Source organism: Micromonospora sp. NPDC023814 (assembly GCF_040639595.1).
GTDB lineage: Bacteria > Actinomycetota > Actinomycetes > Mycobacteriales > Micromonosporaceae > Micromonospora.
On the sequence record NZ_JBFAAF010000026.1, the window covers coordinates 1 to 24441 of the forward strand.

At 74.4% G+C, this 24441-nt stretch carries 31 protein-coding genes; 17 read left to right on the plus strand and 14 right to left on the minus strand.

Annotation, left to right across the window (positions count from 1 at the left end; translation table 11 throughout):
• The first annotated feature begins 110 nt into the window (after nucleotides 1-110).
• Nucleotides 111-995, plus strand: coding sequence for a DUF5926 family protein (locus tag AB0G14_RS16015; protein ID WP_357697903.1), 885 nt, complete (start codon nucleotides 111-113; stop codon nucleotides 993-995).
• A gap of 115 nt (nucleotides 996-1110) precedes the next feature.
• Here AB0G14_RS16015 and AB0G14_RS16020 read toward each other — a convergent pair whose 3' ends face one another.
• The gene (locus AB0G14_RS16020) at nucleotides 1111-2325 is read right to left on the minus strand and encodes an arginine deiminase (RefSeq protein WP_357697905.1); all 1215 of its coding nucleotides are present in this window, start codon (nucleotides 2323-2325) and stop codon (nucleotides 1111-1113) included.
• A 160-nt stretch (nucleotides 2326-2485) separates the two neighbouring features.
• On the opposite strand from AB0G14_RS16020, the gene AB0G14_RS16025 reads away from it, so the two are divergent.
• From AB0G14_RS16025 to pheA, 5 genes are all read left to right on the plus strand, one after another.
• The gene (locus AB0G14_RS16025; protein WP_357697907.1) at nucleotides 2486-3229 is read left to right on the plus strand and encodes a hypothetical protein; all 744 of its coding nucleotides are present in this window, start codon (nucleotides 2486-2488) and stop codon (nucleotides 3227-3229) included.
• Between the two features lie 177 nt (nucleotides 3230-3406).
• Complete coding sequence (locus AB0G14_RS16030) at nucleotides 3407-3865, plus strand: hypothetical protein (protein ID WP_357697909.1); 459 nt, start codon at nucleotides 3407-3409, stop codon at nucleotides 3863-3865.
• 75 nt (nucleotides 3866-3940) lie between these two features.
• Complete coding sequence (locus tag AB0G14_RS16035) at nucleotides 3941-4330, plus strand: ACT domain-containing protein (protein ID WP_357697911.1); 390 nt, start codon at nucleotides 3941-3943, stop codon at nucleotides 4328-4330.
• 166 nt (nucleotides 4331-4496) lie between these two features.
• Complete coding sequence (locus AB0G14_RS16040) at nucleotides 4497-4994, plus strand: hypothetical protein (protein WP_357698057.1); 498 nt, start codon at nucleotides 4497-4499, stop codon at nucleotides 4992-4994.
• 9 nt (nucleotides 4995-5003) lie between these two features.
• Entirely contained in the window at nucleotides 5004-5960 is a 957-nt protein-coding gene (pheA, locus tag AB0G14_RS16045; protein ID WP_357697913.1) for a prephenate dehydratase, read from the plus strand.
• A gap of 79 nt (nucleotides 5961-6039) precedes the next feature.
• On the opposite strand, the gene AB0G14_RS16050 is transcribed toward pheA, so the two are convergent.
• The 3 genes from AB0G14_RS16050 to AB0G14_RS16060 all read right to left on the minus strand — a co-directional run bounded on the left by AB0G14_RS16050 (nucleotide 6040) and on the right by AB0G14_RS16060 (nucleotide 7796).
• Nucleotides 6040-6762: an AIM24 family protein gene (locus tag AB0G14_RS16050; RefSeq protein ID WP_357697915.1), complete on the minus strand. Its 723-nt coding sequence runs from the start codon at nucleotides 6760-6762 to the stop codon at nucleotides 6040-6042.
• Nucleotides 6763-6907: 145 nt separating this feature from the next.
• Nucleotides 6908-7252: a metallopeptidase family protein gene (locus AB0G14_RS16055; RefSeq protein WP_350702725.1), complete on the minus strand. Its 345-nt coding sequence runs from the start codon at nucleotides 7250-7252 to the stop codon at nucleotides 6908-6910.
• A 112-nt stretch (nucleotides 7253-7364) separates the two neighbouring features.
• On the minus strand, nucleotides 7365-7796 hold the full coding sequence (locus tag AB0G14_RS16060; protein ID WP_350702569.1) for an OsmC family protein: 432 nt from the start codon (nucleotides 7794-7796) through the stop codon (nucleotides 7365-7367).
• A 112-nt stretch (nucleotides 7797-7908) separates the two neighbouring features.
• Between AB0G14_RS16060 and AB0G14_RS16065 the strand changes: the two genes are divergently transcribed.
• The gene (locus tag AB0G14_RS16065; RefSeq protein WP_357697917.1) at nucleotides 7909-8655 is read left to right on the plus strand and encodes a hypothetical protein; all 747 of its coding nucleotides are present in this window, start codon (nucleotides 7909-7911) and stop codon (nucleotides 8653-8655) included.
• 69 nt (nucleotides 8656-8724) lie between these two features.
• Here AB0G14_RS16065 and AB0G14_RS16070 read toward each other — a convergent pair whose 3' ends face one another.
• Nucleotides 8725-9246 carry a GNAT family N-acetyltransferase gene (locus AB0G14_RS16070; RefSeq protein WP_357697919.1) on the minus strand — a complete coding sequence of 174 codons (522 nt, stop codon included), beginning with the start codon at nucleotides 9244-9246 and terminating at the stop codon, nucleotides 8725-8727.
• A gap of 194 nt (nucleotides 9247-9440) precedes the next feature.
• Between AB0G14_RS16070 and AB0G14_RS16075 the strand changes: the two genes are divergently transcribed.
• Together AB0G14_RS16075 and AB0G14_RS16080 are read left to right on the plus strand one after the other, a co-directional pair.
• Nucleotides 9441-10262 carry an HAD family hydrolase gene (locus AB0G14_RS16075; protein WP_357697921.1) on the plus strand — a complete coding sequence of 274 codons (822 nt, stop codon included), beginning with the start codon at nucleotides 9441-9443 and terminating at the stop codon, nucleotides 10260-10262.
• Nucleotides 10262-11074 (plus strand): HAD family hydrolase, encoded by an 813-nt coding sequence (locus tag AB0G14_RS16080; RefSeq protein ID WP_357697923.1) that lies wholly within the window; start codon nucleotides 10262-10264, stop codon nucleotides 11072-11074. The genes AB0G14_RS16075 and AB0G14_RS16080 overlap by 1 nt, the downstream gene beginning before the upstream one ends.
• Nucleotides 11075-11105: 31 nt before the next feature.
• On the opposite strand, the gene AB0G14_RS16085 is transcribed toward AB0G14_RS16080, so the two are convergent.
• Complete coding sequence (locus AB0G14_RS16085) at nucleotides 11106-11708, minus strand: bacterial proteasome activator family protein (protein WP_357697925.1); 603 nt, start codon at nucleotides 11706-11708, stop codon at nucleotides 11106-11108.
• 83 nt (nucleotides 11709-11791) lie between these two features.
• On the opposite strand from AB0G14_RS16085, the gene AB0G14_RS16090 reads away from it, so the two are divergent.
• Together AB0G14_RS16090 and AB0G14_RS16095 are read left to right on the plus strand one after the other, a co-directional pair.
• A complete protein-coding gene (locus AB0G14_RS16090) occupies nucleotides 11792-12589 on the plus strand; it encodes an alpha/beta fold hydrolase (RefSeq protein WP_357697927.1) in 798 nt (265 codons plus the stop codon).
• A 79-nt stretch (nucleotides 12590-12668) separates the two neighbouring features.
• Nucleotides 12669-13865 carry an ABC transporter substrate-binding protein gene (locus tag AB0G14_RS16095; RefSeq protein ID WP_357697929.1) on the plus strand — a complete coding sequence of 399 codons (1197 nt, stop codon included), beginning with the start codon at nucleotides 12669-12671 and terminating at the stop codon, nucleotides 13863-13865.
• 81 nt (nucleotides 13866-13946) lie between these two features.
• Here the strand turns inward: AB0G14_RS16095 and ddaH are convergent, their stop codons facing one another.
• Nucleotides 13947-14780 carry a dimethylargininase gene (gene ddaH, locus AB0G14_RS16100; RefSeq protein WP_357697931.1) on the minus strand — a complete coding sequence of 278 codons (834 nt, stop codon included), beginning with the start codon at nucleotides 14778-14780 and terminating at the stop codon, nucleotides 13947-13949.
• A 59-nt stretch (nucleotides 14781-14839) separates the two neighbouring features.
• On the opposite strand from ddaH, the gene AB0G14_RS16105 reads away from it, so the two are divergent.
• Nucleotides 14840-15298: an Lrp/AsnC family transcriptional regulator gene (locus AB0G14_RS16105; RefSeq protein WP_350702553.1), complete on the plus strand. Its 459-nt coding sequence runs from the start codon at nucleotides 14840-14842 to the stop codon at nucleotides 15296-15298.
• 93 nt (nucleotides 15299-15391) lie between these two features.
• Nucleotides 15392-17248: a beta-propeller domain-containing protein gene (locus AB0G14_RS16110; protein WP_357697934.1), complete on the plus strand. Its 1857-nt coding sequence runs from the start codon at nucleotides 15392-15394 to the stop codon at nucleotides 17246-17248.
• A 79-nt stretch (nucleotides 17249-17327) separates the two neighbouring features.
• On the opposite strand, the gene AB0G14_RS16115 is transcribed toward AB0G14_RS16110, so the two are convergent.
• The 3 genes from AB0G14_RS16115 to AB0G14_RS16125 all read right to left on the minus strand — a co-directional run bounded on the left by AB0G14_RS16115 (nucleotide 17328) and on the right by AB0G14_RS16125 (nucleotide 19511).
• Nucleotides 17328-18434, minus strand: coding sequence for a hypothetical protein (locus AB0G14_RS16115; protein WP_357697936.1), 1107 nt, complete (start codon nucleotides 18432-18434; stop codon nucleotides 17328-17330).
• Nucleotides 18435-18513: 79 nt separating this feature from the next.
• Entirely contained in the window at nucleotides 18514-18780 is a 267-nt protein-coding gene (locus tag AB0G14_RS16120; RefSeq protein WP_357697938.1) for a DUF6457 domain-containing protein, read from the minus strand.
• Nucleotides 18777-19511, minus strand: coding sequence for an NTP transferase domain-containing protein (locus AB0G14_RS16125; protein ID WP_357698060.1), 735 nt, complete (start codon nucleotides 19509-19511; stop codon nucleotides 18777-18779). The genes AB0G14_RS16120 and AB0G14_RS16125 overlap by 4 nt, the downstream gene beginning before the upstream one ends.
• Before the next feature lie 6 nt (nucleotides 19512-19517).
• Between AB0G14_RS16125 and fdhD the strand changes: the two genes are divergently transcribed.
• Nucleotides 19518-20372 (plus strand): formate dehydrogenase accessory sulfurtransferase FdhD, encoded by an 855-nt coding sequence (gene fdhD, locus AB0G14_RS16130; RefSeq protein ID WP_357697940.1) that lies wholly within the window; start codon nucleotides 19518-19520, stop codon nucleotides 20370-20372.
• On the opposite strand, the gene AB0G14_RS16135 is transcribed toward fdhD, so the two are convergent.
• Genes AB0G14_RS16135 through AB0G14_RS16145 form a run of 3 tightly spaced genes read right to left on the minus strand, consistent with a single transcriptional unit; the run spans nucleotide 20362 to nucleotide 21105 of the window.
• The gene (locus AB0G14_RS16135) at nucleotides 20362-20526 is read right to left on the minus strand and encodes a hypothetical protein (protein ID WP_357697942.1); all 165 of its coding nucleotides are present in this window, start codon (nucleotides 20524-20526) and stop codon (nucleotides 20362-20364) included. The two genes, fdhD and AB0G14_RS16135, sit on opposite strands and share 11 nt — an antisense overlap.
• A 49-nt stretch (nucleotides 20527-20575) precedes the next feature.
• Nucleotides 20576-20827, minus strand: a complete 252-nt coding sequence (locus AB0G14_RS16140; RefSeq protein ID WP_357697944.1) for a flavin reductase — start codon at nucleotides 20825-20827, stop codon at nucleotides 20576-20578.
• Complete coding sequence (locus AB0G14_RS16145) at nucleotides 20824-21105, minus strand: hypothetical protein (RefSeq protein WP_357697946.1); 282 nt, start codon at nucleotides 21103-21105, stop codon at nucleotides 20824-20826. The genes AB0G14_RS16140 and AB0G14_RS16145 overlap by 4 nt, the downstream gene beginning before the upstream one ends.
• Nucleotides 21106-21312: 207 nt before the next feature.
• On the opposite strand from AB0G14_RS16145, the gene AB0G14_RS16150 reads away from it, so the two are divergent.
• The 3 genes from AB0G14_RS16150 to AB0G14_RS16160 all read left to right on the plus strand — a co-directional run bounded on the left by AB0G14_RS16150 (nucleotide 21313) and on the right by AB0G14_RS16160 (nucleotide 23279).
• Nucleotides 21313-22059 carry a helix-turn-helix transcriptional regulator gene (locus tag AB0G14_RS16150; protein ID WP_357697948.1) on the plus strand — a complete coding sequence of 249 codons (747 nt, stop codon included), beginning with the start codon at nucleotides 21313-21315 and terminating at the stop codon, nucleotides 22057-22059.
• The gene (locus AB0G14_RS16155) at nucleotides 22047-22241 is read left to right on the plus strand and encodes a DUF397 domain-containing protein (protein ID WP_350702536.1); all 195 of its coding nucleotides are present in this window, start codon (nucleotides 22047-22049) and stop codon (nucleotides 22239-22241) included. Before AB0G14_RS16150 ends, AB0G14_RS16155 begins: the two co-directional genes overlap by 13 nt.
• A 162-nt stretch (nucleotides 22242-22403) precedes the next feature.
• Nucleotides 22404-23279, plus strand: coding sequence for an alpha/beta hydrolase (locus AB0G14_RS16160; RefSeq protein ID WP_357697951.1), 876 nt, complete (start codon nucleotides 22404-22406; stop codon nucleotides 23277-23279).
• 32 nt (nucleotides 23280-23311) lie between these two features.
• Here the strand turns inward: AB0G14_RS16160 and AB0G14_RS16165 are convergent, their stop codons facing one another.
• Nucleotides 23312-24352, minus strand: coding sequence for a DUF4192 domain-containing protein (locus tag AB0G14_RS16165; protein WP_357697953.1), 1041 nt, complete (start codon nucleotides 24350-24352; stop codon nucleotides 23312-23314).
• Between the last annotated feature and the right edge of the window lie 89 nt (nucleotides 24353-24441).

Here is a 24441-nt window from a genome sequence, read left to right on the forward strand (position 1 = left end):
TGTCCTCACAAACACATGATCGACAGGCGGCTGCGTCCACGTTGCACACCCCCACCGCATCCCACCAGGTCAGACGGCCAATGGCGGCTGCCGTACTAGGCTGTGTCGCCGTGAGCAAGCGTCGAAAGAGCCAGCGGGCCGCCGAAGCCACCCCCAAGCGGGAGAAGGTGCGCGACATCTTCGTGCCCCGACCGTTCGAGGGGCTGACCGACGAGCCGGAGTGGATCGCCCTGCGCGAGCTGGTGCCGGCCGCGTCCGCGCCGCTGCGGCTCGCCCCCGCCCTGGTCGAGGAGTTCGGTGACCGCGAGGTCGTCCTCGCCACCGTGCTGCCGATGGCCGCCCCGGCCGTGACGAAACCGGACGGCCGGGTCCTCGTCGGGCTCCAGCGCCACCAGCAGTCCGGCGACGTCTCCCGGGACCTGGCCGAGGCGCTGCTCTGCGCGCTGCGGGCCGAGCCGGGCAGCCCGGTGGCCGTGCCGCCGCTGCCCGGACCGGGCCCCCGCCTACAGGACGTCCTGGTCGACGGTCCGCTGGAGATCACGATGCACGACGGGTTCGAGTTCTGGCTCGACCCGGGGGCCGGCGACGACCCGAACGTACAGGCGTCCCTGGAACGCGCGAACGCCGCGATCTACCCGACCGTGCGGCTCGCCGCCGCCCGGGCCGCGTACTGGTGCCAGGTGCCGGAGAAGGCGCACGTGCGCTGGGTACTGCCCGACGACGAGGACGCCGCGCTGGACGCGCTGGCCCGGCTGAGCGTGGCCGGCACGCTGACGCTCGGCGAGAACACCCGGTTCGCCGGCATGTTCCGGGCGCACGGTCGGCTGGTGCCGGTCTGGGACCTGCCCGAGGACGTCCCGGCTGCCGACTGGGAGCAGCCGGTCGCCGAGTTCGCCAAGCGGTACGCCGAGGCGCTCGCCGACCCCGCCCCGCTTGACGCCGCCGGTCGGCGCGCCCGGCACGGCCTGCTCGGCCGCCAGCTCACCCTGCGCTGAGCCGCCACGCCCCCGCCGACGCTGCGGGGCGCCCGGCAGTGCCGTGGCCCGGCGGCGCCCGAGGTGTTAGGAAGGGCCCCTTCCTCTACCGTAAGCGTTAGGAAGGTGCCCTTCCTTACCCGGCCAGCGGCTCGCGGACCAGGGGGCAGGACATGCAGCGCGGCCCGCCCCGGCCGGAGCCGAGTTCGGAGCCGGCGATCGGGATGATCTCGATGCCGGCCCGCTCCAGCTGCGCGTTGGTCTCCGTGTTGCGTTCGTAGCCCACGCAGAGCCGGGGCGCGAGGGCGAGGGTGTTGTTGCCGTCGTCCCACTGCTCGCGTTCCGCGGTGACCGGGTCCAGGCCGGTGTCGATCACCCGGAGCTGGGCCAGGTCCATCGCGTCGGCGGCGGCCCGCAGGAACGGCGCCGGACCGTCCACCCGCGGGTCCTCCCCGTCCGCTCCGGCGATCACCGTGTACGCCGACAGGGTGTGGGCGACGTTCGGATACATCAGCACAGCGTCGACGTCCACCATCGTGCAGACGGTGTCCAGGTGCATGGTCGCCCGCTCCTGGGCGATCGGCACGACGAGGATGGTGTGCGCCAGCCCGGCGGCGAAGACCTGCCGGGCGAGGCGTTCCGCGCCGGCCGGGGTGGTCCGCTCGCCCACGCCGACGGCCAGCACCCCGGGCGCGAGCAGCAGCACGTCGCCGCCCTCCAGGTGCTCCAGCTCGGGGTGGTAGACGAACTCGGTGCCGGCGAAGCGCGGGTGGTGCCGGTAGATCGCATCGGTCAGCGTGGTCTCCCGCCGCCGGGCGGGCATCGCCAGGCTGGTCACCCCGACCCGGTCGCCGATCCAGAGCGAGGAGTCCCGGGTGAAGAGCAGGTTGGGCAGCGGGTCGATGACGAAGTCGTGCCGGTCCATCAGGGTGTAGACCAGGCCGCCCGGCCGTTCCCGGCTGACCCGCAGTTCCTCGTGGGCCAGCCCGGCGATGAGCACGTCGGCGAGCGCGGCCGGGTCGAGGTACGCGAGGTGGTCGGCGACCCGGGCGCGCAGCGAGTCGCCGAGCCGGGGCGAGCGCAGCACCTCCTCGGTCAGCTCGGCCCGCGCGTCGGCCACGGCGAGCGTCTCGGCCAGCAGGGTGGCGAGGTAGAGCACCTCGACCCCGCGCTCGCGCAGGGCGCCGGCGAAGGCGTCGTGCTCCTCCTGGGCGCGCCCCACCCAGGGGATGGCGTCGAAGAGCAGCGAGTCGTTGTTGCGTGGGGTGAGCCGGGCGAGTTCCGGGCCGGGCCGGTGCAGCAGCACGGTGCCGAGCCGGCCGACTTCACTGTCCACGTAGTGGGTCACCATCGCAGCGTAGGGCAGGGTTTGGCGGCATCCGATAAAACAGTGGTGGATGAATATGGCATTCATCCGCACTCACTCCGGCGTTCCAACTTGCCGACACGGGGGACTGGCAACGTAGGGTAGTGAGGACATAACTTCGAGGGACCTTTTGCCGGAGGTCGCGATGACTGTCTTTCCCGCTCGTCGAGCCGTACCGTCCGCCCGGGCACTGCCGCCCGCGGCGGCAGTGCCACATCCCCGCGTGGAGTCGCCGGGGGTGCTCGCGCCGGTCCGTCCGTCCCCGTTGGAGTGGGCCCGCCGTCGGCGGGCCGAGCGGGGCGCCCGCCGGCTGGAGGCCGCCGGCGCGCGGGCGCTCGGCCAGCTCGACCACCTCGGGCCCGCATGGCACGTCATCGAGTGGCCCCGCACGGACGTCTCCGACCTGCTGCTCGACCACGAGCGCGACGAACGCGCCGGCTTCCTCGCCATCGGGCCGAGCGGGCTCTTCGCGGTCACCATCGCCGACCACGGCCGGGCCCGGGTGCTCGTCGCCGGCGACGTGGTGCAGATCAACGGCAAGCGACCGCCCTATGTGGCGGAGGCCCGCCGCGACGCCAAGCGCGCCAGCAAGGCGCTCTCCGACGCGGTGGGGCTGCCGATCCCGGTGACACCGGTGCTGACGTTCGTCGGCTCCGGCGTCATCAGCGTCTACGGCCTGCCGAAGGACTGCCTCATGGCCACCCACCGCGAGCTGGACCGCCTGCTCGTCGCCGGGGGCAGCCGGATCAGCCCGGCCACCGCCGAGAAGCTGTCCCGGGTCGCCCAGCACCCGGGCACCTGGATGAACGGCGCCTACCGGCCGGCCGCCGACTACCGGTGGTACGAGGACGGCCGAACGGCCGCTGACAAGCCGGCCGGCCGGCGGTAACGTCACCGGCGACGCCACGCGGCCCGGATGCCGGTCTGGCACCCGTCGGTCGCGCCGTCGCCGGCCGCCCGGTCGGGGCACCCCGTCACACCGGCGGCCCGGTGACCGCGGCGCGGTCGGCGACATCCGCGGCGACCGGCTAGCGTGGACAGACCGTCGGTGTACATAGGAGGCGCGGTGGCCCACGTCGAACTCTCGCTCTCTGAAGTGTTCGTGCCGGCGGCGGGGACATCGACAGGGCTGGGGTCCGACAACTTCGGGCAGTGGTCGTCGACCGTCTCCCACGCCGACGAGCCGTGCCTGCTGATCGACGCCGAGACGAGGGTGATCGCCGTCTCCGCCTCGGGCTGTGAACTGCTCTGCCTGGGCACCCCGGAGGACGTGGTCGGGCTGCCGCTGCTCGACGGCGGGCTCCGGCTGCTCGACTTCACCGCCAACCCGCGCGAGCTGACCGAGCAGGAACTCGACAAGATCCCGCCACTGCTCGCCCTCTCCTCCGGGCGCCTCGCCCGTGGGCTGCTCCGGGTCCAGGGAGCGGCGGCCGACGGGCCGGACTCGACCGTGGACGCGATCTCCACCCCGGTGCTCACCGACGGTTCGGTCGCCGGTTCCCTCACGTTCTTCTCCGAGGTCTGACCTGCGGCGGGATGTGGTGTTCGCCGCACACGGCGAATCTGGGGCGGGCGCTCTCCGAGGCCGTAAGGTGCCCTCATGCTCGATATCGCTCTGCTGCCAGGGGAGTACGCCGTGTGCCGGATGGCCGCCGGCTCCGCCCTGCCGCCCGAGCTGACGGGCGGGCTGAGCGGCGGCGACGTCGTCACGGTGAGCTGGACCGCCGACGGGATCTCGCTGATCTGCCCCGCCGACCGGGTGCCGGAGCAGGCCGCCACGGAGACGGTTTGGCGCTGCCTGTGGGTCGCCGGGCCGCTCGACCTGGCGGTGAGCGGCACCCTTGCCGCGCTGGTGGACCCGCTCGCCGCCGCCCGGGTCAGCGTGGTCGCGTTCTCGACGTACGACACCGACTACCTGCTGGTTCCCTCGGTACGCCTCGGCGAGGCGACCGCCGCGCTGGAGCGGGCCGGCCACCGGGTCCTCGCCTGACCTTCACCCGGGCCGCCGGTTCCTCCTAGGATGGGCTCGGCCTCCCGGCCGCAGCGACGCTCCCCGATGTCCCGAGGATCGGCCCGTGCCGCCCACCCCCTCGCGCCCCGCCGCCCCCGACCACCCGACCGGTCGCCCCGCCCGGCGCGGCCGGCTCCTGGCCGCCGTGCTGCTGGTCGCGGTGCCGCTGGCCGGCTGCGGCACACCGCCCGCGCTGCGGAACACCGCCCCCACCACCGTCCCGACCCGCGCCGCCCCGAGCCCGGCCGGCACACCCACCTTCGCACCGACCCCGCCCCCGCCCACCGGCCTGCCCGGGGCGGCCACCCCGACCGCCGACTCCGGCCTGGTCGCGGTGCCGTGCACCGACGGCCCCTCCGGGAAGCGGGTCGTCGACCTGGTGCGCGGCCGGGGCGGGGTGCTCCCGGGCGGCGCCCGGGTGCGGGTGCGGACCGGCCCGCTCTGCGCCGGCGGATGGCACTACACGGTGCTCGACGTGACCGGGCACGAGGACCTCCAGGTGGTCACCGAGGGCCGGGCGAGCGCTCCGCGGCTGGTCACCGCCGGCACCGACGTCTGCACGGTCGAGGTCCGGGCCGCCGGGCCGCCCGGCATCCGAACCCTGGTCTGCGACGGCGGGTCGACGGGCGTACCGGGTGCGTAGGCTGTCGCCATGCCGGGAACACCGCCGACGCGCTTCGTCTACCTCGGGCCCGAGGGCACCTTCGCCGAGCAGGCGCTGAACACCATCCCCGCCGCCGAACGGGGCAGCCGCGCACCGGCCCGCAGTGTGCCGGAGGCGCTGGACGGCGTACGGGCCGGGGAGGCGGACGCCGCCCTGGTGCCGCTGGAGAACTCGATCGGCGGCGCGGTCGGGGTGACCCTGGACGAGCTGGCCGAGGGGGAACCTCTGGTGATCACCCGTGAGGTGATCCTGCCGGTCGAGTTCGTGCTCGCCGCCCGGCCCGGCACGGCGCTCGCGGCCGTCCGCAGCGTCGCCGCCCATCCGCAGGCGTCCACCCAGTGCCGGGGCTGGCTGCGCGCCCACCTGCCGGACGCGGTCGTGGTCGACGTGCTCTCCAACGGCGCGGCCGCGGCCGGCGCCGCCGCCGGCGAGTACGACGCGGCGATCTGCGCCCCGATCGGGGCCACCCGGCACCGGCTCGACGTGCTCGCCGACAAGATCGCCGACCACCCGGACGCGGTGACCCGCTTCGCGCTGGTGTCCCGCCCCGGCCCGCCCCCGCCGCCGACCGGCGACGACGTCACCTCGCTGGCGGTCTACATCGCCCACGACCGGGTGGGCGCGCTGCTGGCGGTGCTGATGGAGCTGGCCGTCCGGGGCGTCAACATGAGCCGGATCGAGTCCCGCCCGACCGGCGAGGCGCTCGGCCGGTACGTCTTCTTCCTCGACTGCACCGGGCACGTTGCGGACGTCCGGCTCGGGGAGGCGTTGCAGGGGCTGCGCCGGGTCTGTGCCGACGTGCGTTTCCTGGGCTCGTACCCCCGGCACCGCTGGACCGCGGCGGCGGGCGACCGGCCGGTCCCCGCGCCGCCCGGCCTCTCGGACGCCGACTACGCCGACGCCGCCGCCTGGCTGGCCCGCCTGCGCGCCGGCGACCTCACCTGACGACACCGCCCCCGATCGCGGCGGACCCGGCGGGGCCGGGCGAGACGCGGGCGGGGGCGGTGCGCGTGCGGGGCGCGGGTCAGCTGAGCAGGCCGCCGAGCAGACCGCCCTGCTGCTCCTGGGCGCCGCTGCCCATGATCGGCGGCTCCTCGGAGGGCTGCACGACGACGAAGCCCTGGCCGGCGAAGCTCATCGTGAACGCCTCGCCGGTGCGCCGGCCGAGCAGCGTGCCGAGGCCGAGCTGCTCCGCCCGGTGGTAGCCGGTCTGGAGGTTGGCCGACCAGCAGACCGCCGCCTGCGGGTCGACGTAGGTGGGAGCGTCGACGTTGAGCACGACCGGCGCGCCCTTGGTGGTGATGGCGATCCGGCCGTGGCCGGTGAAGACGCAGTTGAACAGGCCCGACGAGGAGGCCATGCCGGCCCCGCCGACCATCCGGATGTCGTACTGGAGGGTGGAGTCGAACGCCAGCACGCTGGAGCCGTTGATGGAGAGCGCGTCGCCCGGCTCCAGGTCGATGATGTGCACGTCCTTGGCGAAGTCGGCGAGGAAGACGTCACCCCGGCCGGTGACCTTCATCAGCGGGACGCCCTCGCCGGTCAGCTTCTGCTTGAGGAACTTGCCGAGCCCCCCGGAGCCGAGCGCCTGGAACTGCACCTGCCCCTGGTAGGCGACCATCGACCCGACGCGGGCCATCGCCTCGCCGTTGAGTTCGATCTTCAACATCTTGGAGTTCTGCAGCCGCATGCCGGGCTGCGCGGACTCCTTCTCCAGGTTCTCCGCGGAGAAGAGCTCGCTGCGCATGGAAGTGCCTCCTGATTTCGCGACGCCTGGACCGACGGTAGGCGTACGACGCAACCGTCGACCACCGGCCGACCGGCCCGGCCCACCCGCCGGTCGGCGCGGCCCCCCGGCCCGCCCGCCGGTGGTGGCATCGGTCGCGCGCCCGCTAGCCCCAGCCCAGCTCGTGCAGCCGCTCGTCGTCGATGCCGAAGTGGTGGGCGATCTCGTGCACCACCGTCACCGCGACCTCGTCCACCACGTCCTCGTCGTCGTCGCACAGGCGCAGGATCGGGTTGCGGTAGATGAGGATGCGGTCTGGCAGCACGCCGGAGTAGTCCCAGCCCCGCTCGGTGAGGGCGTGGCCCTCGTAGAGGCCGAGCAGGTCCTCGCCGGGTGGCGGGTCGTCCTCCACCAGGATCACGACGTTGCTCATCAGGGCGAGCAGTTCCTCGGGCACCTCGTCGAGCGCGTCGCCGACCAGCTCCTCGAAGCGCTCGCGGCTCATCTCCACCGGCACCCGCCCATTCTGCCTGACGGCGTGGCCCGCGCGGCCCGGCCAAGATCGGCGCGCCTCCACCGGGAGGGTGGCTCCCCGTGGAGGCGTACGCCGACGGAGGAGGCGGTCAGGAGGCGAGGCGGGCGGTCAGGGTGATCTGCGCGCCCGGGGAGAGCAGCCGGGAGATCGGGCAGTTTTCCTTGGCGGTCTCGGCGAGCTTGGTGAACTGCGCCTCGTCGATGCCCGGCACGTCGCCGACCGTGTCGAGCTCGATCCGGGTGACGGTGAACCCGGCGTCGGTCTTGTCCAGGTGGACCTTGGCGGTGGTCTCCACGGAGGAGGGCGGCGAGCCGGCCTCGGCGAGGGCCTTGGAGAACGCCATGGAGAAGCAGCCGGCGTGCGCGGCGCCGACCAGCTCCTCCGGGTTGGTGCCCTCACCCTCCTCGAAACGCGACTTGAAGGAGTAGTTACCCTCCAGCCCGCCCTTGCCGGTGCGGACCGTGCCGGACCCCTCGGTGAGGTTGCCCTGCCAACGTGCGGAAGCGGTACGGATAGGCATGCCCTCGACGCTATCGGAAAGGGCACTCACCGGCGACCGTTCACGCTCCGCGTCCCCGGGTGCGTACTGTGTCATGATTCGGCTCAGGCCCGCGAACGCGGAAGGGTGGCCGATGTCCCAGGATCTCCCCATTCCCCGCCAGGACCACCGGTCCGACGGCACCGCCGTCGTGGAGTGGGGCGGGGCGGAGGCGGCCCCGCCGGGCCGGCTCGGGCGTACGCTCTCCGGCCTGGGCCGGGACCACCGGCTGCCGCCGCTGTTGGCGGCGCTGGGCGCGGTGGCCGCGGTCGCCTCGCTGCTCGGCGAGTGGCAGGTGATGACGATCCCCAACGCCGGCCCGCAGGGCAACACGCCGGTGCGGGTGCCGGGCGGGGTGTCCGACATCGGCGGCTTCGGGGTCGGCTACCTGGTCGGGCTGCTGGCGCTGGTCTGCGCGGTGGCGCTCGCGCTGCGCGGCACCGCTGCGGTGCGGCGCAACGTCCGGCTCGCCGGCCTGACCCTGGCCGGGGCACTGCTGGCGCTGCTGGCCGCGACCGCCGCCTCGCTCGACAAGGCGGGCCAGCGCGTCTTCTTCTACTCGACGGACGACGGGTTCCGGATCGAGTACGGCCGGGGCCTGGTGGCGGCGTCCGTCGCGTGCGTGCTCTTCGCGGCGGCGCTGAAGCTGGCCCCGGTCGGGGCGGCCGTGCCGGGCGAGGAGGCCGCCGACGAGGGAGCGCCCGCCGACGAGGGGGAGCCGGTCGACCGGCGCCACCGGAGTCTCAGGGCCCGGGACCTGGAGGACGACGCGCTGCCCCCACCGGCCGACCTCACCGTCGGGCCGGCCATCCCCTTCGCCCGCCCCGAGCCCCGGGACTGACCCGGCCGTCCGCCGCGCCCTCCCACCCGGTCCGCAGCCGCACCCGGCGCGCTCCGGCACCCGGCCCGCTCAGGGGGCGGCCCAGCGGACCTCGCCGTCGACCAGTTCGTCGGTGGCGCGCAGGCCGAGCCGCTCGGCCACCCGGGCGGAGGCCCGGTGGTCGGGGTGCACGTGCGCGACGAGCGCCGCGATGCCCTGCTCCGCCAGCCAGCCGACCATGCCGGCCGCGGCCTCGCCGGCGTAGCCGCGGCCCTGCTGCGGTGCCACGACCACCCAGGCCAGCTCGGCGACCGGCCGGTCGCCGTCGAGCCGCACGGTGGCCTGCACGGTCCCGACCGCGTCGCCGGTGTCCCGGTGCCGCACGACCCAGTTGAGCCAGCCCTCCCCGCCGTCCAGGGACCGCCCGGCCGCCTGCCGGCGGTAGCGCTCCCGCAGCTGCTCGGGGGCCGCCGGGCTGCCGCCGGTGTACTCGTGCAGGGCCGGGTCGTCGAGGAGCGGGGCGAGTTCCTCGGCGTGGTCGACACGGAGGGGCTCCAGCAGCAGCCGCTCCGTGCCGATGATCTCCGCCACCGGCCAGTCCCGCTCTCCCATCCGCCCACCGTACGGCCGCCCCGCCGGACCGGGACAGGGACACCGACGGGCCGTCGTCCGTTGGCACCGACTTCGCCCAAAGGCAATGGTCGGTACCTGCCGCGCGAGGTACGGTTGCTGCCCGCCGTCACTCAGGGTCGAGGCACCGACGACCGAAACGGCTGGTTGCGGCGGCGGCGGGCAAAGGAGGAACAATGACCCGCCCGGGCCTGCCCAAGCTGATCGCCACCGATCTCGACGGGACGCTCGTCCGCAGCGACGAGACCGTCTCCGCGTACACCCACGGGGTGCTGGACCGGGTGCGCGCCGCCGGGATCCCGGTGGTCGGCGCGACCGGCCGCGGTCCCCGACTGGCCGAGCTCACCCGCAACGACATCCGCGCCGCCGACTTCCTGGTGATGGCGGGCGGCGGTCGCGTGGTCGACCAGAGCGACCCGGCCGGGCCGGTGGTGCTGCGCGACGAGCGCCTCCCCGCCGAGGTGCTGGCCACGCTGCTCGCCGACCTGGAGGTGGCGGTCGGGCCGCTGACGGTGATGGTCGAGGCGTCGGACGAGCACGACGCGCCGCTCTGGGGCGACTACCACCCGAGCTGGCCCTACCAGGACGCGTTCGAGGCGCGCAGCCGCGCCGAGTGCCTCTCCTGTGACGTGATCAAGGCGTTCGTCCGGACCGCCGACCACCACGTCGACGAGTTGCTCGCCGTCGCCCGGGAGGTCGTCCCGCCGGAGGTCGCCACGCTCACCCAGGCGGGGCTGGGCTTCGTGGAGATCTGCCCGCCGGGGGTGGACAAGTCCACCGGGCTGGCCGTCGTGGCGCAGCGGCTCGGCGTCGACCCGGCCGAGGTGCTGGTCTTCGGCGACATGCCCAACGACCTGCCGATGTTCGCGTGGGCCGGCTGGGCCCGGGTGGCGGTCTCCAACGCCCACCCGACGGTCCGCGCCGTCGCCGACGAGGTGACGCTGCGCAACGACGACGACGGGGTGGCGGTGTACCTCGATCGGCTACTGTCCCGCTGATGGGAGAAGCACCTCGGCTGATCGCCACCGACATCGACGGCACCCTGTTACGGGACGACCGCACGCTCAGCCCGCACACCGCCGACGTGCTGGCGCGGATCTCCGCGCGGGGCACGCCGGTCGTGCTGGTCACCGGCCGTCCGATCCGCTGGCTGAAGCTCGTGTACGACCAGCTCGCCGAGCCGCTGCCGGCGATCTGCGCCAACGGCGCGGTGGTCTACGACCCGGGCGCCGACGAGGTGCTCCGGGCCGACCCGCTCGCGCCGGAACTGCTCGCCGAGGTGGCCCGGCGGCTGCGCGCCGAGGTGCCCGACATCAGCTTCGCGGTGGAGATCGTCGACAGCCGACAGATGCGGCACGAGGCGCACTACCCGCTGCGCTGGGACGCCGACCACGAGGCGATCCGGGCGGTCGAGACCCCGGAGGAGCTGCTGTCGGCGCCGGCGGTGAAGCTGCTGGCCCGGGCCGCCGACCAGGACCCGGACGCCTTCGTCGCGCTGGTCGCCGGGGCGCTGGAGGGGCTGGCCGAGGCGACCCACTCGTCGTACTCGGGGCTGGTGGAGATCTCCGCCGCGGGCGTGACCAAGGCGGCCGGGCTGGCGTGGTACTGCGCCCGGCTCGGGATCGACGCCCGGGACGTGCTCGCCTTCGGCGACATGCCCAACGACGTGCCGATGCTGACCTGGGCCGGGCGGGGGGTGGCGGTGGCGAACGCGCACCGCGCCGTCCTGGCGGTCGCCGACGAGGTGACCTCGGCGAACTCGGCGGACGGCGTGGCGGCGTACCTGGAGAAGGTCTTCGGGGTGGGCTGACGGCCGGCCGGGGCCCGGCCGGCCGTCACGCTCAGAGGTACTGGCCGGTGCTGTGCCCCTCGCCGCCCTGCGGCTGGCCCATGCCCGGCATGCCCGGCATCACGCCGCCGGGGCCGCTGGGCAGCGCCTGCCGGCCCGAACGCATCTGTTCGAGCTGGACCCGGGCGGCCATCTGCTGGGCGACCAGGGCCGCCTGGATGCCGTGGAAGAGGCCCTCCAGCCAGCCGACGAGCTGGGCGTGCGCGATGCGCAGCTCGCTCTCGCTGGGGGCCTTCTCCTCGGTGAAGGGCAGGGAGATCCGCTCCAGTTCGTCCCGCAGCTCGGGGGCGAGCCCCTCCTTGAGCTCGACGATCGACCGCTCGTGGATCTCCCGCATCCGGTGCCGGCTGGCGTCGTCGAGCGGGGCGGCCTTGACCTCCTCCAGCAGCTGCTTGATCATGCTGCCGATCCGCATCACCTTGGCCGGCTGCTCGACCAGTCGGGTGGGGTCCTCGCCGGCGGCCTCGTCGGTCTGCACGGTGCCGACCGGCCGCCCGTCCGGGCCGACCACCACCACCGTTCCGGAGTGACCGGTGCCGTCCTGGCCCGGCTCGTCGTTCTGTCCAGCGGAGTGCGCTTCGGTCATGGGATCCATCTTTACCCAGCCGCACGACACACCGCGCCCGGGGACCGATCCCCGACGCCGGATCGGCGGGTGATCCGCGCTACGGTCGCGCCATGCCCGCCGACCCGCGCGCCGTGCTCAGCCGCCCCGCCCCGGCCCCGGACGCCACCGTCTCCTACGGCGACCACCCGGACCAGGTCGCCGACCTGCGCCGACCCGCCGGGCCCGGTCCGGCCCGGCCGCTGGTCGTGGTGGTGCACGGCGGCTTCTGGCGGGCCGAGTACGACCGGCGGCACACCGACCCGCTGGCCGCCGCGCTGGCCGCGCTCGGCCACCCGGTGGCCCAGGTCGAGTACCGCAGGACGGGGCAGCCGGGCGGCGGCTGGCCCGGGACGCTGACCGACGTGCTGACCGGCGTGACGGAGCTGCCCCGGCTGGCGGCCGAGGCGCTGCCCGGGCGGGTCGCCGCCGGGCCGCCGGTCCTGGTGGGTCACTCCGCCGGCGGGCACCTGGCGTTGTACGCGGCGGCGACCGCCCCGGCCGCCGTCGGGGGCGTGCTGGCCCTGGCCCCGGTGTCGGACCTCGCCGAGGCGTACCGGCTGGATCTGGACGTCGGGGCGGTGGCCGCGCTGCTGGGCGGCGGCCCGGCCGACCTCCCCGACCGGTACGCCGCCGCCGATCCCCGGCCACTGGTGCCCATCCCGACACGGACAGTAGTCATACACGGCGTACTGGACGAGCAGGTGCCGGTGGCGATGAGCCGCGAGTTCGTCGCGGCCGGCCGGGCGGCAGGTGGCGACATCCGCCTCGTTGAGCTGCCAGAATGCGAGCATTTCGGGCTAATCGATCCGGAGTCGGCGGCATGGCCGGAGGTCACGGCTGCTCTTCGATCTCTGCTGGAAGATCGCTAGGCATTGACGCAGCGTCGCTGACCCGGTAGAACGCCGAGGGGGCGCGATCCGCCCTGCAACGCTCCCTGGAAGGAACCCGGTGTCGCAGATGAACCGCAGGCGGGCACTCAAACTGCTGGCCGCGCTCGGAACGGCGGGCCTCGCCGCCGGCTGTGGCACCGATGCCGCCGAGGGCGAAGCGGCCGGTGACGGAAGCCCGATCAAGATCGGCCTCATCGCGCCCACCAGTGGAGGCCTCAAGGCGATCGGCGACGAGATCACCAACGGCTTCCAGCTCTTCCTCGACCTCAACGGAAACGGCCTGGGCGGGCACCCGGTCACCCTGCTCACCGCCGACGAGGGCGAGAGCGTGAAGACCGGCAAGGCCGCCGTCGAGGGGCTGCTGAAGCAGGGCGTGCTCGCCCTCACCGGCGTGGTCGACTCGAACGTCATGTTCGGCATCCGGGACACCGTCGAGCAGGCCCGGGTGCCGCTGATCGGCTCCAACGCCTCGCCGACCAGCCTCCAGAGCGTCGTCTACATCTGGCGGACGTCGTACGTGCTGGACGAGGCGGGCCGGGCGCTGGGGCGCTACCTGCGGGAGCAGTTGGGATCCTCGGCGCGGCTGGCGATCGTCGTGCCGGAGAACGCCGGCAGCCAGGACGTGGTGCGGGGCTTCAAGCAGGAGTTCGGCGAGTCCGACCCGCGCATCAAGGACCCGGTGACCTGGACGGGCGTCTTCACCAACCCGTCGAAGTCCGCGTACCGGGCCGACATCCGCACGGCGCTGAGCCGCAAGCCCGACGCCGTGTTCTGCTTCTACGCCGGGCCGGCGGCGGTCGAGTTCATCAAGCAGCTCCGCATCGAGGGATTCACCGGCAAGGTCTACGCCCCGGGCTTCCTCACCGAGGGCACGGTCCTGGAGAGCGTCAAGGCCGAGGAGGCGACGGGCATCCAGACCGCCCTGAACTACTCGGCCGACCTGAACAACACGGCCAACCGGCGGTTCGCCTCCGCGTACCGCAAGAAGCACGGCACCTCGCCCACCACCTACGCCATGGCCTCGTACGACGCGGCGCAGGTGCTCGACCAGGCCATCCGGATCGCCGGCGAGACGCCCAACCCGCAGCAGGTCAACCTGGCGCTCGGCAAGATCGGCCAGATCGACAGCCCGCGCGGGGTGTGGCAGTTCAACCAGCCGCGCACGCCGCAGCAGAAGTGGTACCTGCGCGAGGTGCAGCTCGACGGCCAGGTGCTGTCGAACGTGCTGGTCACGGAGCTGGCCACGCTCGGCTGAGCGCCCCGCACCACGCGCGAGGGGGCCGGCCTCCCCGCCCGGGAGACCGGCCCCCTCGTCGTACGCCTCGCGCGACTCGGCTCAGTGGCGCAGTTCGGCGATGCAGCACTTCACGCTGCCGCCGCCCTTCTTCAACTCGGCCAGTTCGACGGGGACCGGGTGGTAGCCGGCCGCCTTCAGCTTCCCGGCCAGCCGGGTCGCCTCGCTGTTGAGCACCACGTTGCGCCCGTCGCTGACCAGGTTCAGGCCGAAGGCCAGCGCGTCCTCGTCGTCCGCGACCACCGCGTCGGGGAAGAGCTGGGCGAGCACCTTCTGGCTGGCCGCCGAGAAGGCGCCCGGGTAGTAGACGATGTTCTCGTCGTCGATCGACGCCAGTGCCACGTCCAGGTGGTAGAAGCGCGGGTCGACCAGGCGCAGCGACACCACCGGGCGGCCGAGCGCCTCCTGCGCCTCGGCGTGGGCCGGCAGTTCGGTGCGGAAGCCGTGCCCGGCGAGGACCAGCCCGCCGTGCGCCTCGGGCAGGTACGCGAAGTCGCCCTCGCCCTCGTTCGTCTCGCTCGGCGCGATGAACCGCCAGCCCCGCGACTCGTAGAACGCCCGGTGCGCGGCGGCCTCGGCGGCCCGCTGCTCGTGCTTGAACTGCGCGCCGTAGACGATGCCGTCGACCACGAACGCGCCGTTGGCCGCGAAGACCATGTCGGGCAGGCCCCGCTCGGGCGTGAGCAGGTGCACCTCGTGGCCGAGGCCGACCAGGGTCTCCCGCAGCCGGTCCCACTGCTTGACCGCCAGCTCCGGGTCGACCGGGGTGCTGACGTCCATCCACGGGTTGATCGCGTACTCGACCGTGAAGTGCTCGGGCGAGCACATGAGATATGTCCGCTTTCGCGGGACTCGCTGCTGGTTCACGGTGACCAAGGGTAGGTACCGTTGAACTTTGGTAACAGCCACAACCATTGCTTCCCAGAGGCGGAACGTTGCAGATAGATGCCGTAGACCAGCGGATCATTGCGTTGCTCGTCGCGGACGCCCGCGCCTCGTACGCGGACATCGGACAACGGGTGTCACTCTCCGCCCCGGCGGTCAAGAGACGGGTGGACCGGCTGCGGGCCGCCGGGGTGATCCGGGGCTTCACGGCGGTCGTCGACCCGGCCGCCGTCGGCTGGACCACCGAGGCCTTCGTCGAGCTGTTCTGCGCGGGCCGGACCACCCCGGCCCAGATCGGGGTCGCCACCCGCCGGCACCCGGAGGTGGTCGGCGCGTACACGGTCTCCGGCGAGGCCGACGCGCTCGTCCACCTGCGGGCCGCCGACATCGCGCACCTGGAGGCGGCGCTGGAGCGGCTGCGGGCCGAGCCCTTCGTGACCTCCACCCGCAGCACGATCGTGCTCTCCCGACTGGTCGAGTCCCCCGGCGTCGGGCCCTCCGGCGGCTGACCGCGCCGACCGGGCCCCGGGGCGCGGCGGAAAACGGCGCGGAAGGTCCGGGCGGGTCGGAACCACACGCCGCGCGGCCGCGTCGAACCGGCCATGAGACGGGGAGCACACATCCTGGCGGCCGGCACGCTGGCCGCCCTCACCCTGCTCGGCGGGAGCGCGATTCCGCCGCTGCCCGGCGATCCGCCGCCACGGCACCTGCCGGCCGCGCCGGTGCTGGTTTCCTTCGACTCCTGCGCCGACGCGCTGGCCGGGCTGCGGGCCGCCGCCCGCGCGTCCGTCGGCCCGTGGGGCTTCGGCAACGGCTGGCGCACGGGAGCCGCCTTCCGCGCGGTCCCCGACGCCGCGCGGGCGGAGGCGGCAGCCGCCCCCGAGCACTCCACCACCAACAACCACGAGGCCGGCGCGGACGAGCCCGACCTGGTCAAGACCGACGGCCGGCGGATCGTCACGGTCAGCCGGGGGCTGCTGCGGGTGGTGGACCCGGCCGCCCGGCGGGAGACCGGGCGGGTCGACCTCACCGGGGCGCTGCCGGAGCTGGGATGGGGGCAGCAGAGCCTGCTGCTGCACGGCGACCGGGCACTGGTGCTGGCCCAGGTGGGCGCCGGCGGGGCCAGGGAGTTCGCCGGGTCGCGGATCGCCGGCGCACCGCGGCTGATCCTGGTCGACCTCGCAGGTCCGCCGCGGGTGCTCGGCACCTACCGCATGGACGGGAGCCTGGTCGACGCCCGGCAGACCGGGTCCACCGCGCGGGTCGTCGTCCGCACCCGGCCCCGGCTGAAGTTCCCGTACGCGAAGCGCGGCACCGACGCGACGCGGACGGCGGCGAACCGGGCGGTCATCGACCAGGCCGGGGTGGAGGCGTGGCTGCCGGCGTACGAGTGGACGGCCGGCGCCCAGCGGCACACCGGGCGGGTCGGCTGCGACCGGCTGAGCCGCCCGTCCACCTGGTCCGGCACGTCGATGTTGACGGTGCTGAGCTTCGACCTGGCCGTCGACCGGCTCGGCGACGGCGACCCGGTCACCGTCGCCGCCGACGCGACCACGGTCTACGGCACCGGCCCGAACCTCTACCTCGCGGGCAGACGCCCGGTCACGGGTCGGCCCGCCGGGCCGCGCTGGGACCGGCCGGCGGGCGCACAGGTCACCGAGATCTACCAGTTCGACACCGGCGCGCCGGGGCGTCCCCGCTACCTCGCCGCCGGCGCCGTGCCGGGGTCGCTCGTCAACCAGTACGCCCTCTCCGAGTGGCAGGGGCATCTGCGGGTCGCCACCACCACCAGCGATCCCCGGGCCGCCCGCCCGAACTCCGAGTCCGGGGTGCACGTGCTGCGCCGGGACGGCGACGTGTTGACCCGGGTCGGCGCGGTCACCGGCCTCGGCCCGGGCGAGCGGATCTTCTCGGTGCGCTACCTCGGCGGCTCCGCGTACGTGGTCACGTTCCGGCGGACCGACCCGCTCTACGCGGTCGACCTGACCGACCCGACCGCGCCCCGGGTCACCGGCGAGCTGAAGATCACCGGGTACTCGGCGTACCTGCACCCGCTGCCGGACGGGCGGCTGCTCGGCGTGGGCCAGGAGGCCGACCGACGGGGGCGGACGCAGGGGCTCCAGGTCTCCCTGTTCGACGTCCGCGACCCGGCCCGGCCGGCCCGGCTCGACCAGTGGCACGTGCCCGGGCAGTACTCCGCGCTGGAGTACGACTCGCACGCCTTCCTGCACCGCCCGGAGACCGGCCTGGTCGCCCTCCCGGTCGGCGACGACGTACGCCTGCTGCGGGTCTTCGGGAGCGACATCGGCGAGGTCGGCACGGTGTCCCACCCCGGCAGGGCGGGCGCGGTGACCCGGTCGTTGCTGGTGGGTGACGTGCTCTGGACCGTCTCCGACGCGGGCCTGCGGGCCACCGATCCGACCACCGCCCGGAGCCTCGACTGGCTTCCTGTGACCTGATTCTCCCTCCCCGGCGGGTGGGGCCCGGTTTCTCGGGGTTTCCGGGCCCCACCCGTCTCAGCCGAGAAGGCTCCGGCTGTCAGAGGTACATGCCGGTGCGGTGCTCACCCTGGTCGCGCCTGACCGCCTTGTCGCCCTCGCCGAAGAAGCGCTTGCCGCCGAACTCGCCGTGCAGCCGGTCGTCCAGCTCGTCCGCGAGCCCCGTCATCACCTGCACGGCGAGCATCAGGTGGGTGGCCTGGAAGTTGCGGCCGAAGACCGGGATGGACGCCCACACGGTGTCGTCGGCGCAGTAGAGCCGGCCGATGGGCATCCGGTTGGTCAGCTCGGAGAGCTTCACGTAGAGCCGCTCGGTGGGCTCGACCTCGGTGAGCACCGGGGAGAAGACGTCCACCAGCGGCGGGTTGTCGCGGACCCGGACGAAGACCATCGCCGAGCCGGCGCGGATGTTGATGTCGCCGTCGGAGTCGACCTGCAACCGGTCCGAGTCCGACTTGAGCATGGTCGAGACGACCGTGCGGACCCGCTCGGCGAGCGCGGCCACGTCGCCCTCCGGGGCCTGGGCGGCGGTCGCCGCGGCGAGCGCCTCGTCCAGGTCGGCCTCCACGTCGCGGTCCGGGCCGAAGTCGCTGCGCGCGGTGCCCAGCGGCTCCACCGGCAGCGGCTCCCCCTCGGCGTCGTGGATCAGGTAGACGAGGAAGGCGGGGTGCGGGGCGCCGTAGACGTCGCGCAGCGTCCGGGTGATCAGGGCCGCCAGCCGGGTGGCGTCGGCGGTGTTGCCGTCCAGCCCGAAGTGCTCGCCGGAGCCCGCCACCACGCCGGGCGGCGACCAGCCGAGGGCGATCATGTCCGCCACCGCGGCCCGGTCCAGCCGGTAGCCCTGCGGCAGGGTGGCGTTGCCGACCGCGCGGGCCGCCAGCCGGCCCTCCTCGCCGACGTCGATGCTGACGGAGTAGACCGCGTCGCCGGTGCCGGAGGCGGTGGGGTCGAGCGTCAGCTCGACGTGCGTGCCCGTCGGCAGCGCCGCCAGCCGCTCGGCCAACGCCCGCGCGAACTCCCGCCACGCCTGGGTCACCTTCGCCCGCAGGTCGGCCGTGGTGGGCTCGTCGAGCAGGATCGGCTCGTGGTGTGCCGGCAGGGTGCCGGGCGTGTCACCGTTCGGCGCCGAGGGGTGGTCTGCCGTCATGATCGCCTCCGTCCGTCCAGGTCACCCTACCCACGGAACCGGAGGGACGAATCAGCCCGACAGTGATCGGACAACGACCTCAGGCGGGGCCCCCGCCGGGGCGTTCGGCGCCCAGTTCGACCGGCCACGAGGCGGCCAGCGCGCTGAGCCGGGCCGCGGCGCCCGCCGGGTCCGCGCCCCGGCCGACCGCCAGCCCGAGGAGGTACGCGGTGACGGGCGCGCCCGGCCGCAGCACCTGGTGCGCCACGTCCTTCGCCAGGTCGAGCACGGCCGGCACCGGCACCTGGGCGGGGTCGAGACCCAGCTCGGCACAGGCCGCCGTCACCCAGTCGTCCATCACCGTCATCGCGCCCACTCCTCCGCCCGGCGTACGTCCTCGTCAGTGTCGCAGTCGAACCAGGGCGGCGGGCCGGCACCGGTCCACGGCACCTCGCGGACCCGCAGCCCGGCCAGCAGGGCCCGGATCGGCGCCCCGGCGAGCGGCGCGGCGCCGCCCCGCCCGGCACGGGTGGCCGGCCCGGGAGCGGCGGCCGGCTCAGGGGCGGCGGCCGGCTCAGGGGCGGCGGCCGGCTCGGGGGCGGCCCGCTCGGCGGCGAGGCGGTCCAGGGCGGCGCGCAGCGGGGCCACCCGCCACACCCCGCAGAGCGTCTGCCGCCGCCCGTCCTGGTCGACGTAGCAGGCGCCGTCGTGATCGGCGTCGAGCCGGTCGAGCAGCCCGCCGACGGCGGCACGGGTGAGCAGGGGCAGGTCGGCGGCGAGCAGGGCGACCACCGGCGTACCGGGGTCGAGCAGGGCCAGCCCCGCAGCGGCGGCGGCGACGGGGCCCCCGCCCGGCGGCTCCTCCCGGGTCACCCGCACCCCGGCGGGCACCGGCCCGGCCGGGCCGACCACGATGCGCGGGGCGGCGTCGGCGACGGCGGCCAGCACCCGGTCCCGCATGGGCCGGCCGCCGACCACCCGGGCGGGCTTGTCCACGCCGCCCATCCGGCGGGCGGCCCCGCCGGCCAGCACCACCGCCGCGTACGCGTCCACCCGGCCACGGTAGCCGCACGGCGGCCCGGGCACGGGGTGCAGGATGGCGGGATGGGACGGGCGACTCACCGACGCGGCGTGCTCCGCGTCGACCTCGACGCGGCGGACACCGGCCGCACCTCGCTACGCCGGCAGGACGCCCTCGCCGTGGAGGAGCCGCTGGAGATCCGGGTCGGTGCGGCGGGCCCCGGCCGGCGACGGCCGCTCGCGGTGACCATGCGTACGCCCGGCGAGGATCTGGACCTGGCGATCGGCTTCCTGCTCACCGAGGGGCTGATCCGTGCCGCCGACGACGTGCACACCGCGCAGCTCTGCGCCGGCGCGGAGACGCCCAACACGTACAACGTGGTGGACGTGGTGCTCGCACCCGGCGTGCCCGAGCCCGCCACCGACCCGGCCCGGAACTTCTACACCACCAGCTCCTGCGGGGTGTGCGGCAAGGCGAGCATCGACGCCGTGCGTACCCGGTCCGTCTTCGCGGTGGGTGACGACCCGCTGACCGTGCCGGCGGCGGTCCTGGCCGAACTGCCGGACCGGCTGCGGGCGGCGCAGCGCGGTTTCGACCGCACCGGCGGGCTGCACGCGGCGGCCCTGTTCACGGCGGCCGGCGAGCTGGTCGTGCTGCGTGAGGACGTCGGCCGGCACAACGCGGTCGACAAGGTGATCGGTTGGGCGGTCCGCGAGCGGCGGCTGCCGCTGGCCGGGCACGTGCTGCTGGTCTCCGGGCGGGCGAGCTTCGAGCTGACCCAGAAGGCGTGGATGGCCGGCGTGCCGCTGCTCGCGGCGGTCTCCGCGCCGAGCAGCCTGGCGGCGGACCTGGCCGAGGAGGCCGGGCTGACCCTGGTGGGCTTCCTGCGCGACCGGACCATGAACGTCTACGCCCACCCCCGGCGGGTCACCACCTGAGCCACGTGTCGAACAGCCCCAACCGGACGGCGGCGTCCCGGGCCAGCAGGAAGCCGGCGATGCCGAGGACCCAGGCGGCCCGGGACCGGTCGAGTCGCCCCGCGGGACGAACGTCCGCTACATCCTTCGACGGATGCCCCTGTCTGGGGTGCATGGTGGAACGCTGTCGAGCTGCCCCGTCCATGAGACCACCCGCGTACCGGCTAACCGCGGGCCCGCGCCCACCCGGTGAAGCGCTCGGTCAGGTCGCCCGGTGCCGGGGCGCGGTCCGACGCCGCGAGCTGTTCGCCCGCCTCCGCTTGGAGGGTCGCCAGGTGAACCAGCAGGGCCGGCCGGTCCGTCCGGTACTCGGCGAGCAGCCGCAACTTCGCGGCGGAACACGGCCAGGCGATCCCACAGGCCGCGCAGCGCCAGGTGGGCCGGGTGGGCAGGTGCTCGGGGCGCCGCCGACTCACGCCGTCACCCGTACGCGGGAGATCGGGCGGCGGGCCGGGGCAGCGGCCGGGGACGTCGTACGCCGGCGCACCCCCTCGCACCGCACGTACAGCGAGCGCCGGTCCACGGCATCGCCGCGCGCATTCAACTCGTAGACGTCGATCCAGCACCATCCGTGGTACGTGTGCCAGTCGGTCAGGACGCGGATCACACGCACGGTGATCGGGCGGACGAACTGAGGGCTCGCGGATCGGGTCAGGTACAGGACGTCGCCGGAGGCGATCTCTCGCGGGCTCACCGTCTTTCCCTTCGTCCGTCGGCTGGAGGAGGGGGCCGCCACGGATGCTCGCCCGGTGGCGGCCCCCTCGCCGGCACGACCGGCGGGCTTCGGGTGCCTCCACCGGCTCGCGCCGTCTACAAAGCACCTTGCCGAACGTTGTCAGACAGTGACACCGCGTAGCAGTCTGTACCCAGATCATTCGGGACGTTCGCGTGAGGGATGGGGATGAACCGGGCGGTACAGGTAGCGATGGCGAAGGCCGGTGAGACTGCCGAGAGCCTTGCAGCTCAAGTCGGCGTTGATCCGAAGACGGCCGCCCGGTGGGTGAGCCAGGGACGAATTCCGCAGACCCGTCACCGTGCCCGGGTCGCCGAAATCCTGAACAAGGACATAGAGGAGCTTTGGCCGGACGCACTGAGGCGCCGCGAGCCGGCATGGTTCCAGCCATGGACCGACATCGAGCGCGAAGCGGCTGGGCTGCGGTGCTATGAGTCGACCGTCATTCCCGGACTACTTCAGACCGAGGAGTACGCCCGCGCGGTCCTCGCTAGTGGTCCCCTCATAGCCGACGCAGACGGCTACGTCGAGACGCGGCTACGGCGGCAGGCTGCGGTGTTTGAGAGGCCCCGCCCGCCCCTCGCAGTCTTCGTGATCGATGAGGCAGCGTTGCGCCGAGGTGCGCCGGCAGTCATGGTGCCGCAGCTCGACCACCTGGCAGCGATGGCCGAGCGACCTAACGTCATGGTGCATGTCCTTCCGCTGGACGCGGGTCTCCATCCAGGGCAGGCGGGACCCTTCGTGATCGCCACAACGGGGGACGGTGAGGATGTCGGCTACCTGGATGATCAGGCAACTGGACGTATCACTAATGACCTTGCTCCGCTGTGGGCCGTGTGGGATACCGTGAGATCGGTCGCTCTCCCGCGAAACCAATCCATCGACTTCCTAGAGGCAAGATCATGGCTGACCTGACCGGCGCGCGGTGGCGCAAGGCCACCCGCAGCAGCTCGAACGGCGGCAACTGCGTCGAGGTCGCCGACAACCTTCCTGGCGTCGTCGCCGTACGCGACTCGAAGGACCCGGCCGGCCCAGCCCTCACCTTCGGGCCGGCGGCGTGGCGCGCGTTCGTCGCTCGGGTCGCCGAACGGGCCTGATCGCCCCCGCACTCAGCGTCTCCGCACGGCGCGAACCGAGACCGTCGTCGCCGGGACGAACGGTGTGGCGGCCGGCCGCACGACGTCCTGCCGGCATGCGGCCGCTCCGACCGGGCACGATGGGCGAGAGGAACGCGGCTGGTCCGTGGTTGACTGCCCGGCATGGAACTGGGCGTCGGCGAGCAGCAACTTCCGGCCATCCTGGACCTGCCGGCCGGGCCGGCCCGGGGAGCCCTCGCCGTGCTGCACGGCTCCCACGCCGGCACGCGGTCCCACTTCCACTACGAGCATCTGGCCCGGCTGCTGCCGCCGGCCGGCATCGCGGTGCTGCGCTACGACCGGCGCCCCCGGGTCGACGGTCACGACGTGCCGCTGACCGCCCAGGCCGACGACGCGGCTGCGGCCCTCGACGTGCTGCGCCGGCAGGTCGGCGACGTCCCCGTCGGGCTGTGGGGGTTCAGCCAGGGGGCTTGGGCAGCCGCGTTGACCGCGAGCCGGCACCGGGTCGACTTCCTCGTGCTCGTCGGGTGCTCCGGCGTCAGCCCCGCCCGGCAGATGCGGTACGCCACCGCCGAGCAGCTTCGCCGCCACGGGTACGGCGACGCCGACCTCGCCCACCTGGGCCGGCTGCGTCGGGTCGCAGAGACGTACCTGCGCGGCGAGCTGCCCCGCTCGGTCGTCCAGGCGGAGCTGGACGCGGCCGTCGAGCGGCCCTGGTTTCCGCTGGCGTTCCTGCCGCGCGAGGTGCCGGAGCCGGGCGCCTGGGCCGACATCGACTTCGACCCGGAGCCGGTCTTCGCGGAGCTGTCCTGCCCGGTGCTGCTCTGCTACGGCGAGACCGACGCCTGGATACCGATCGAGGAGAGTCTGGCGGTGTGGCGCCGGGCCGCCCGCGCCGCCGAGCTGACTGTCGCCCGGCTGACCGGCTTCGACCACGCGCCCACGGTGGACGAGGCCGACGACCTGGCCGGGGTCAGCCCGCAGTACGAGCAGGCCCTGCTCTCCTGGCTGGACCGGCGGCTTCCCGCCCGGGGATGACCCGGGCCGCCAGGCACCGGCCCGCCGGCGGGTCAACGGGGGCCCCGACGGGTGCGCCTGCGGCGTAGCACGCCGGGCAGTGCGACCGCCGGCCAGCCGTCCAACGCGGACGGTGGCACGCCCCGGCGGAGCAGGTCGTCGAGGAGCAGCGCCAGCGAGTGGTCGGGGTGCTCGGCCAGACCCCGTTCCAGGGCCACCGCCGCCAGTGCCCCCTGCCCCGCCCGCCAGGCCGCGAACGCCAGCAGCGCCGCCGGCGCGGCGATCAGCTCCGGCTCGGCCCGGCGCAGCACGTCGGTCCAGAGCGCGATGTCCTCGTCCCGCCCGTCCGTGCGCTCCCACGCGTGGTCCCGGACGGTGACGTGGGCCAGCAGCAGGCTCAGCCAGGCGACCTCGTCGTCGCCGAGCCGCTGCCCCCGCCGGTACCGGCGCAACGCGCCGCGTACCGCCGCCACCCCGGCGGCCCGGACCGCCCGCCCGTCGCGCAGCTCCGCCGGGGGCGTTTTGTCGAGCAGGGCCGCCAGGCGCCGCTCGGCACGGACGGCGGCCCGGCGCATCGCCACCCGGCCCGGGCCGTCGACCGGGGCGACCTGGGCGACGAGGGCGGCCCGGTCGGGCAGGGCGACCTGGCCGGCGAAGACGGCCGCCGCGCTGACCTGGCTGGCCCCGGGGTCGAAGCGGGTGCCCTCCGGCGGGCAGCACTCCGGCTCCGTGCAGACGTACGACCAGTAGCGCCCCTCGGTGACGCGGAGGGCGTCGAGCACGGGCAGCCCGGCCACTGCCAGCGCGGCGCGCACGGCGTCGACGGCGGGGGTGACCCGGGCGGCCGGGCCGTAACCCAGGACCGTGGCGGTCTCGGCGCCCTGCCGGGCGATGACGCCGGCGAGGTGCCGGGCGGGATCGTGCGGGTCTGCCAGGTCGGGCAGGTCGGCGCGGGCGGCGAAGGTGATCCGGCGGCCCCGCATGGCGACCACGACCACGCTGTCGGCCGGGTGGAAGCCGAGCAGGTACGGCACGGCGGCGATGAGGTCGGCGGGGGAACGGACGGCGAGCCGGGGGCGGTCGGTCGAGGTCATGCCCGCAGCCTGCGGCGCGGGCGCACCGGCCGGCTGACCCTGTGGACGACACACGGGTTATCCACAGACACGGAGAGTATCGTCGCAGC

Excerpts from the sequence above, each read along its gene's own strand:
- AB0G14_RS16020 (WP_357697905.1), bottom strand. The coding sequence starts at position 2,325 with ATGGTGACCCACTACGTGGACAGTGAAGTCGGCCGGCTCGGCACCGTG.
- AB0G14_RS16025 (WP_357697907.1), top strand. The coding sequence starts at position 2,486 with ATGACTGTCTTTCCCGCTCGTCGAGCCGTACCGTCCGCCCGGGCACTG.
- AB0G14_RS16035 (WP_357697911.1), top strand. The coding sequence starts at position 3,941 with ATGCTCGATATCGCTCTGCTGCCAGGGGAGTACGCCGTGTGCCGGATG.
- pheA (WP_357697913.1), top strand. The coding sequence starts at position 5,004 with ATGCCGGGAACACCGCCGACGCGCTTCGTCTACCTCGGGCCCGAGGGC.
- AB0G14_RS16050 (WP_357697915.1), bottom strand. The coding sequence starts at position 6,762 with ATGCGCAGCGAGCTCTTCTCCGCGGAGAACCTGGAGAAGGAGTCCGCG.
- AB0G14_RS16060 (WP_350702569.1), bottom strand. The coding sequence starts at position 7,796 with ATGCCTATCCGTACCGCTTCCGCACGTTGGCAGGGCAACCTCACCGAG.
- AB0G14_RS16065 (WP_357697917.1), top strand. The coding sequence starts at position 7,909 with ATGTCCCAGGATCTCCCCATTCCCCGCCAGGACCACCGGTCCGACGGC.
- AB0G14_RS16070 (WP_357697919.1), bottom strand. The coding sequence starts at position 9,246 with ATGGGAGAGCGGGACTGGCCGGTGGCGGAGATCATCGGCACGGAGCGG.
- AB0G14_RS16075 (WP_357697921.1), top strand. The coding sequence starts at position 9,441 with ATGACCCGCCCGGGCCTGCCCAAGCTGATCGCCACCGATCTCGACGGG.
- AB0G14_RS16080 (WP_357697923.1), top strand. The coding sequence starts at position 10,262 with ATGGGAGAAGCACCTCGGCTGATCGCCACCGACATCGACGGCACCCTG.
- AB0G14_RS16085 (WP_357697925.1), bottom strand. The coding sequence starts at position 11,708 with ATGGATCCCATGACCGAAGCGCACTCCGCTGGACAGAACGACGAGCCG.
- AB0G14_RS16090 (WP_357697927.1), top strand. The coding sequence starts at position 11,792 with ATGCCCGCCGACCCGCGCGCCGTGCTCAGCCGCCCCGCCCCGGCCCCG.
- AB0G14_RS16110 (WP_357697934.1), top strand. The coding sequence starts at position 15,392 with ATGAGACGGGGAGCACACATCCTGGCGGCCGGCACGCTGGCCGCCCTC.
- AB0G14_RS16115 (WP_357697936.1), bottom strand. The coding sequence starts at position 18,434 with ATGACGGCAGACCACCCCTCGGCGCCGAACGGTGACACGCCCGGCACC.
- AB0G14_RS16120 (WP_357697938.1), bottom strand. The coding sequence starts at position 18,780 with ATGACGGTGATGGACGACTGGGTGACGGCGGCCTGTGCCGAGCTGGGT.
- fdhD (WP_357697940.1), top strand. The coding sequence starts at position 19,518 with ATGGGACGGGCGACTCACCGACGCGGCGTGCTCCGCGTCGACCTCGAC.
- AB0G14_RS16135 (WP_357697942.1), bottom strand. The coding sequence starts at position 20,526 with ATGCACCCCAGACAGGGGCATCCGTCGAAGGATGTAGCGGACGTTCGT.
- AB0G14_RS16150 (WP_357697948.1), top strand. The coding sequence starts at position 21,313 with ATGAACCGGGCGGTACAGGTAGCGATGGCGAAGGCCGGTGAGACTGCC.
- AB0G14_RS16155 (WP_350702536.1), top strand. The coding sequence starts at position 22,047 with ATGGCTGACCTGACCGGCGCGCGGTGGCGCAAGGCCACCCGCAGCAGC.
- AB0G14_RS16160 (WP_357697951.1), top strand. The coding sequence starts at position 22,404 with ATGGAACTGGGCGTCGGCGAGCAGCAACTTCCGGCCATCCTGGACCTG.
- AB0G14_RS16165 (WP_357697953.1), bottom strand. The coding sequence starts at position 24,352 with ATGACCTCGACCGACCGCCCCCGGCTCGCCGTCCGTTCCCCCGCCGAC.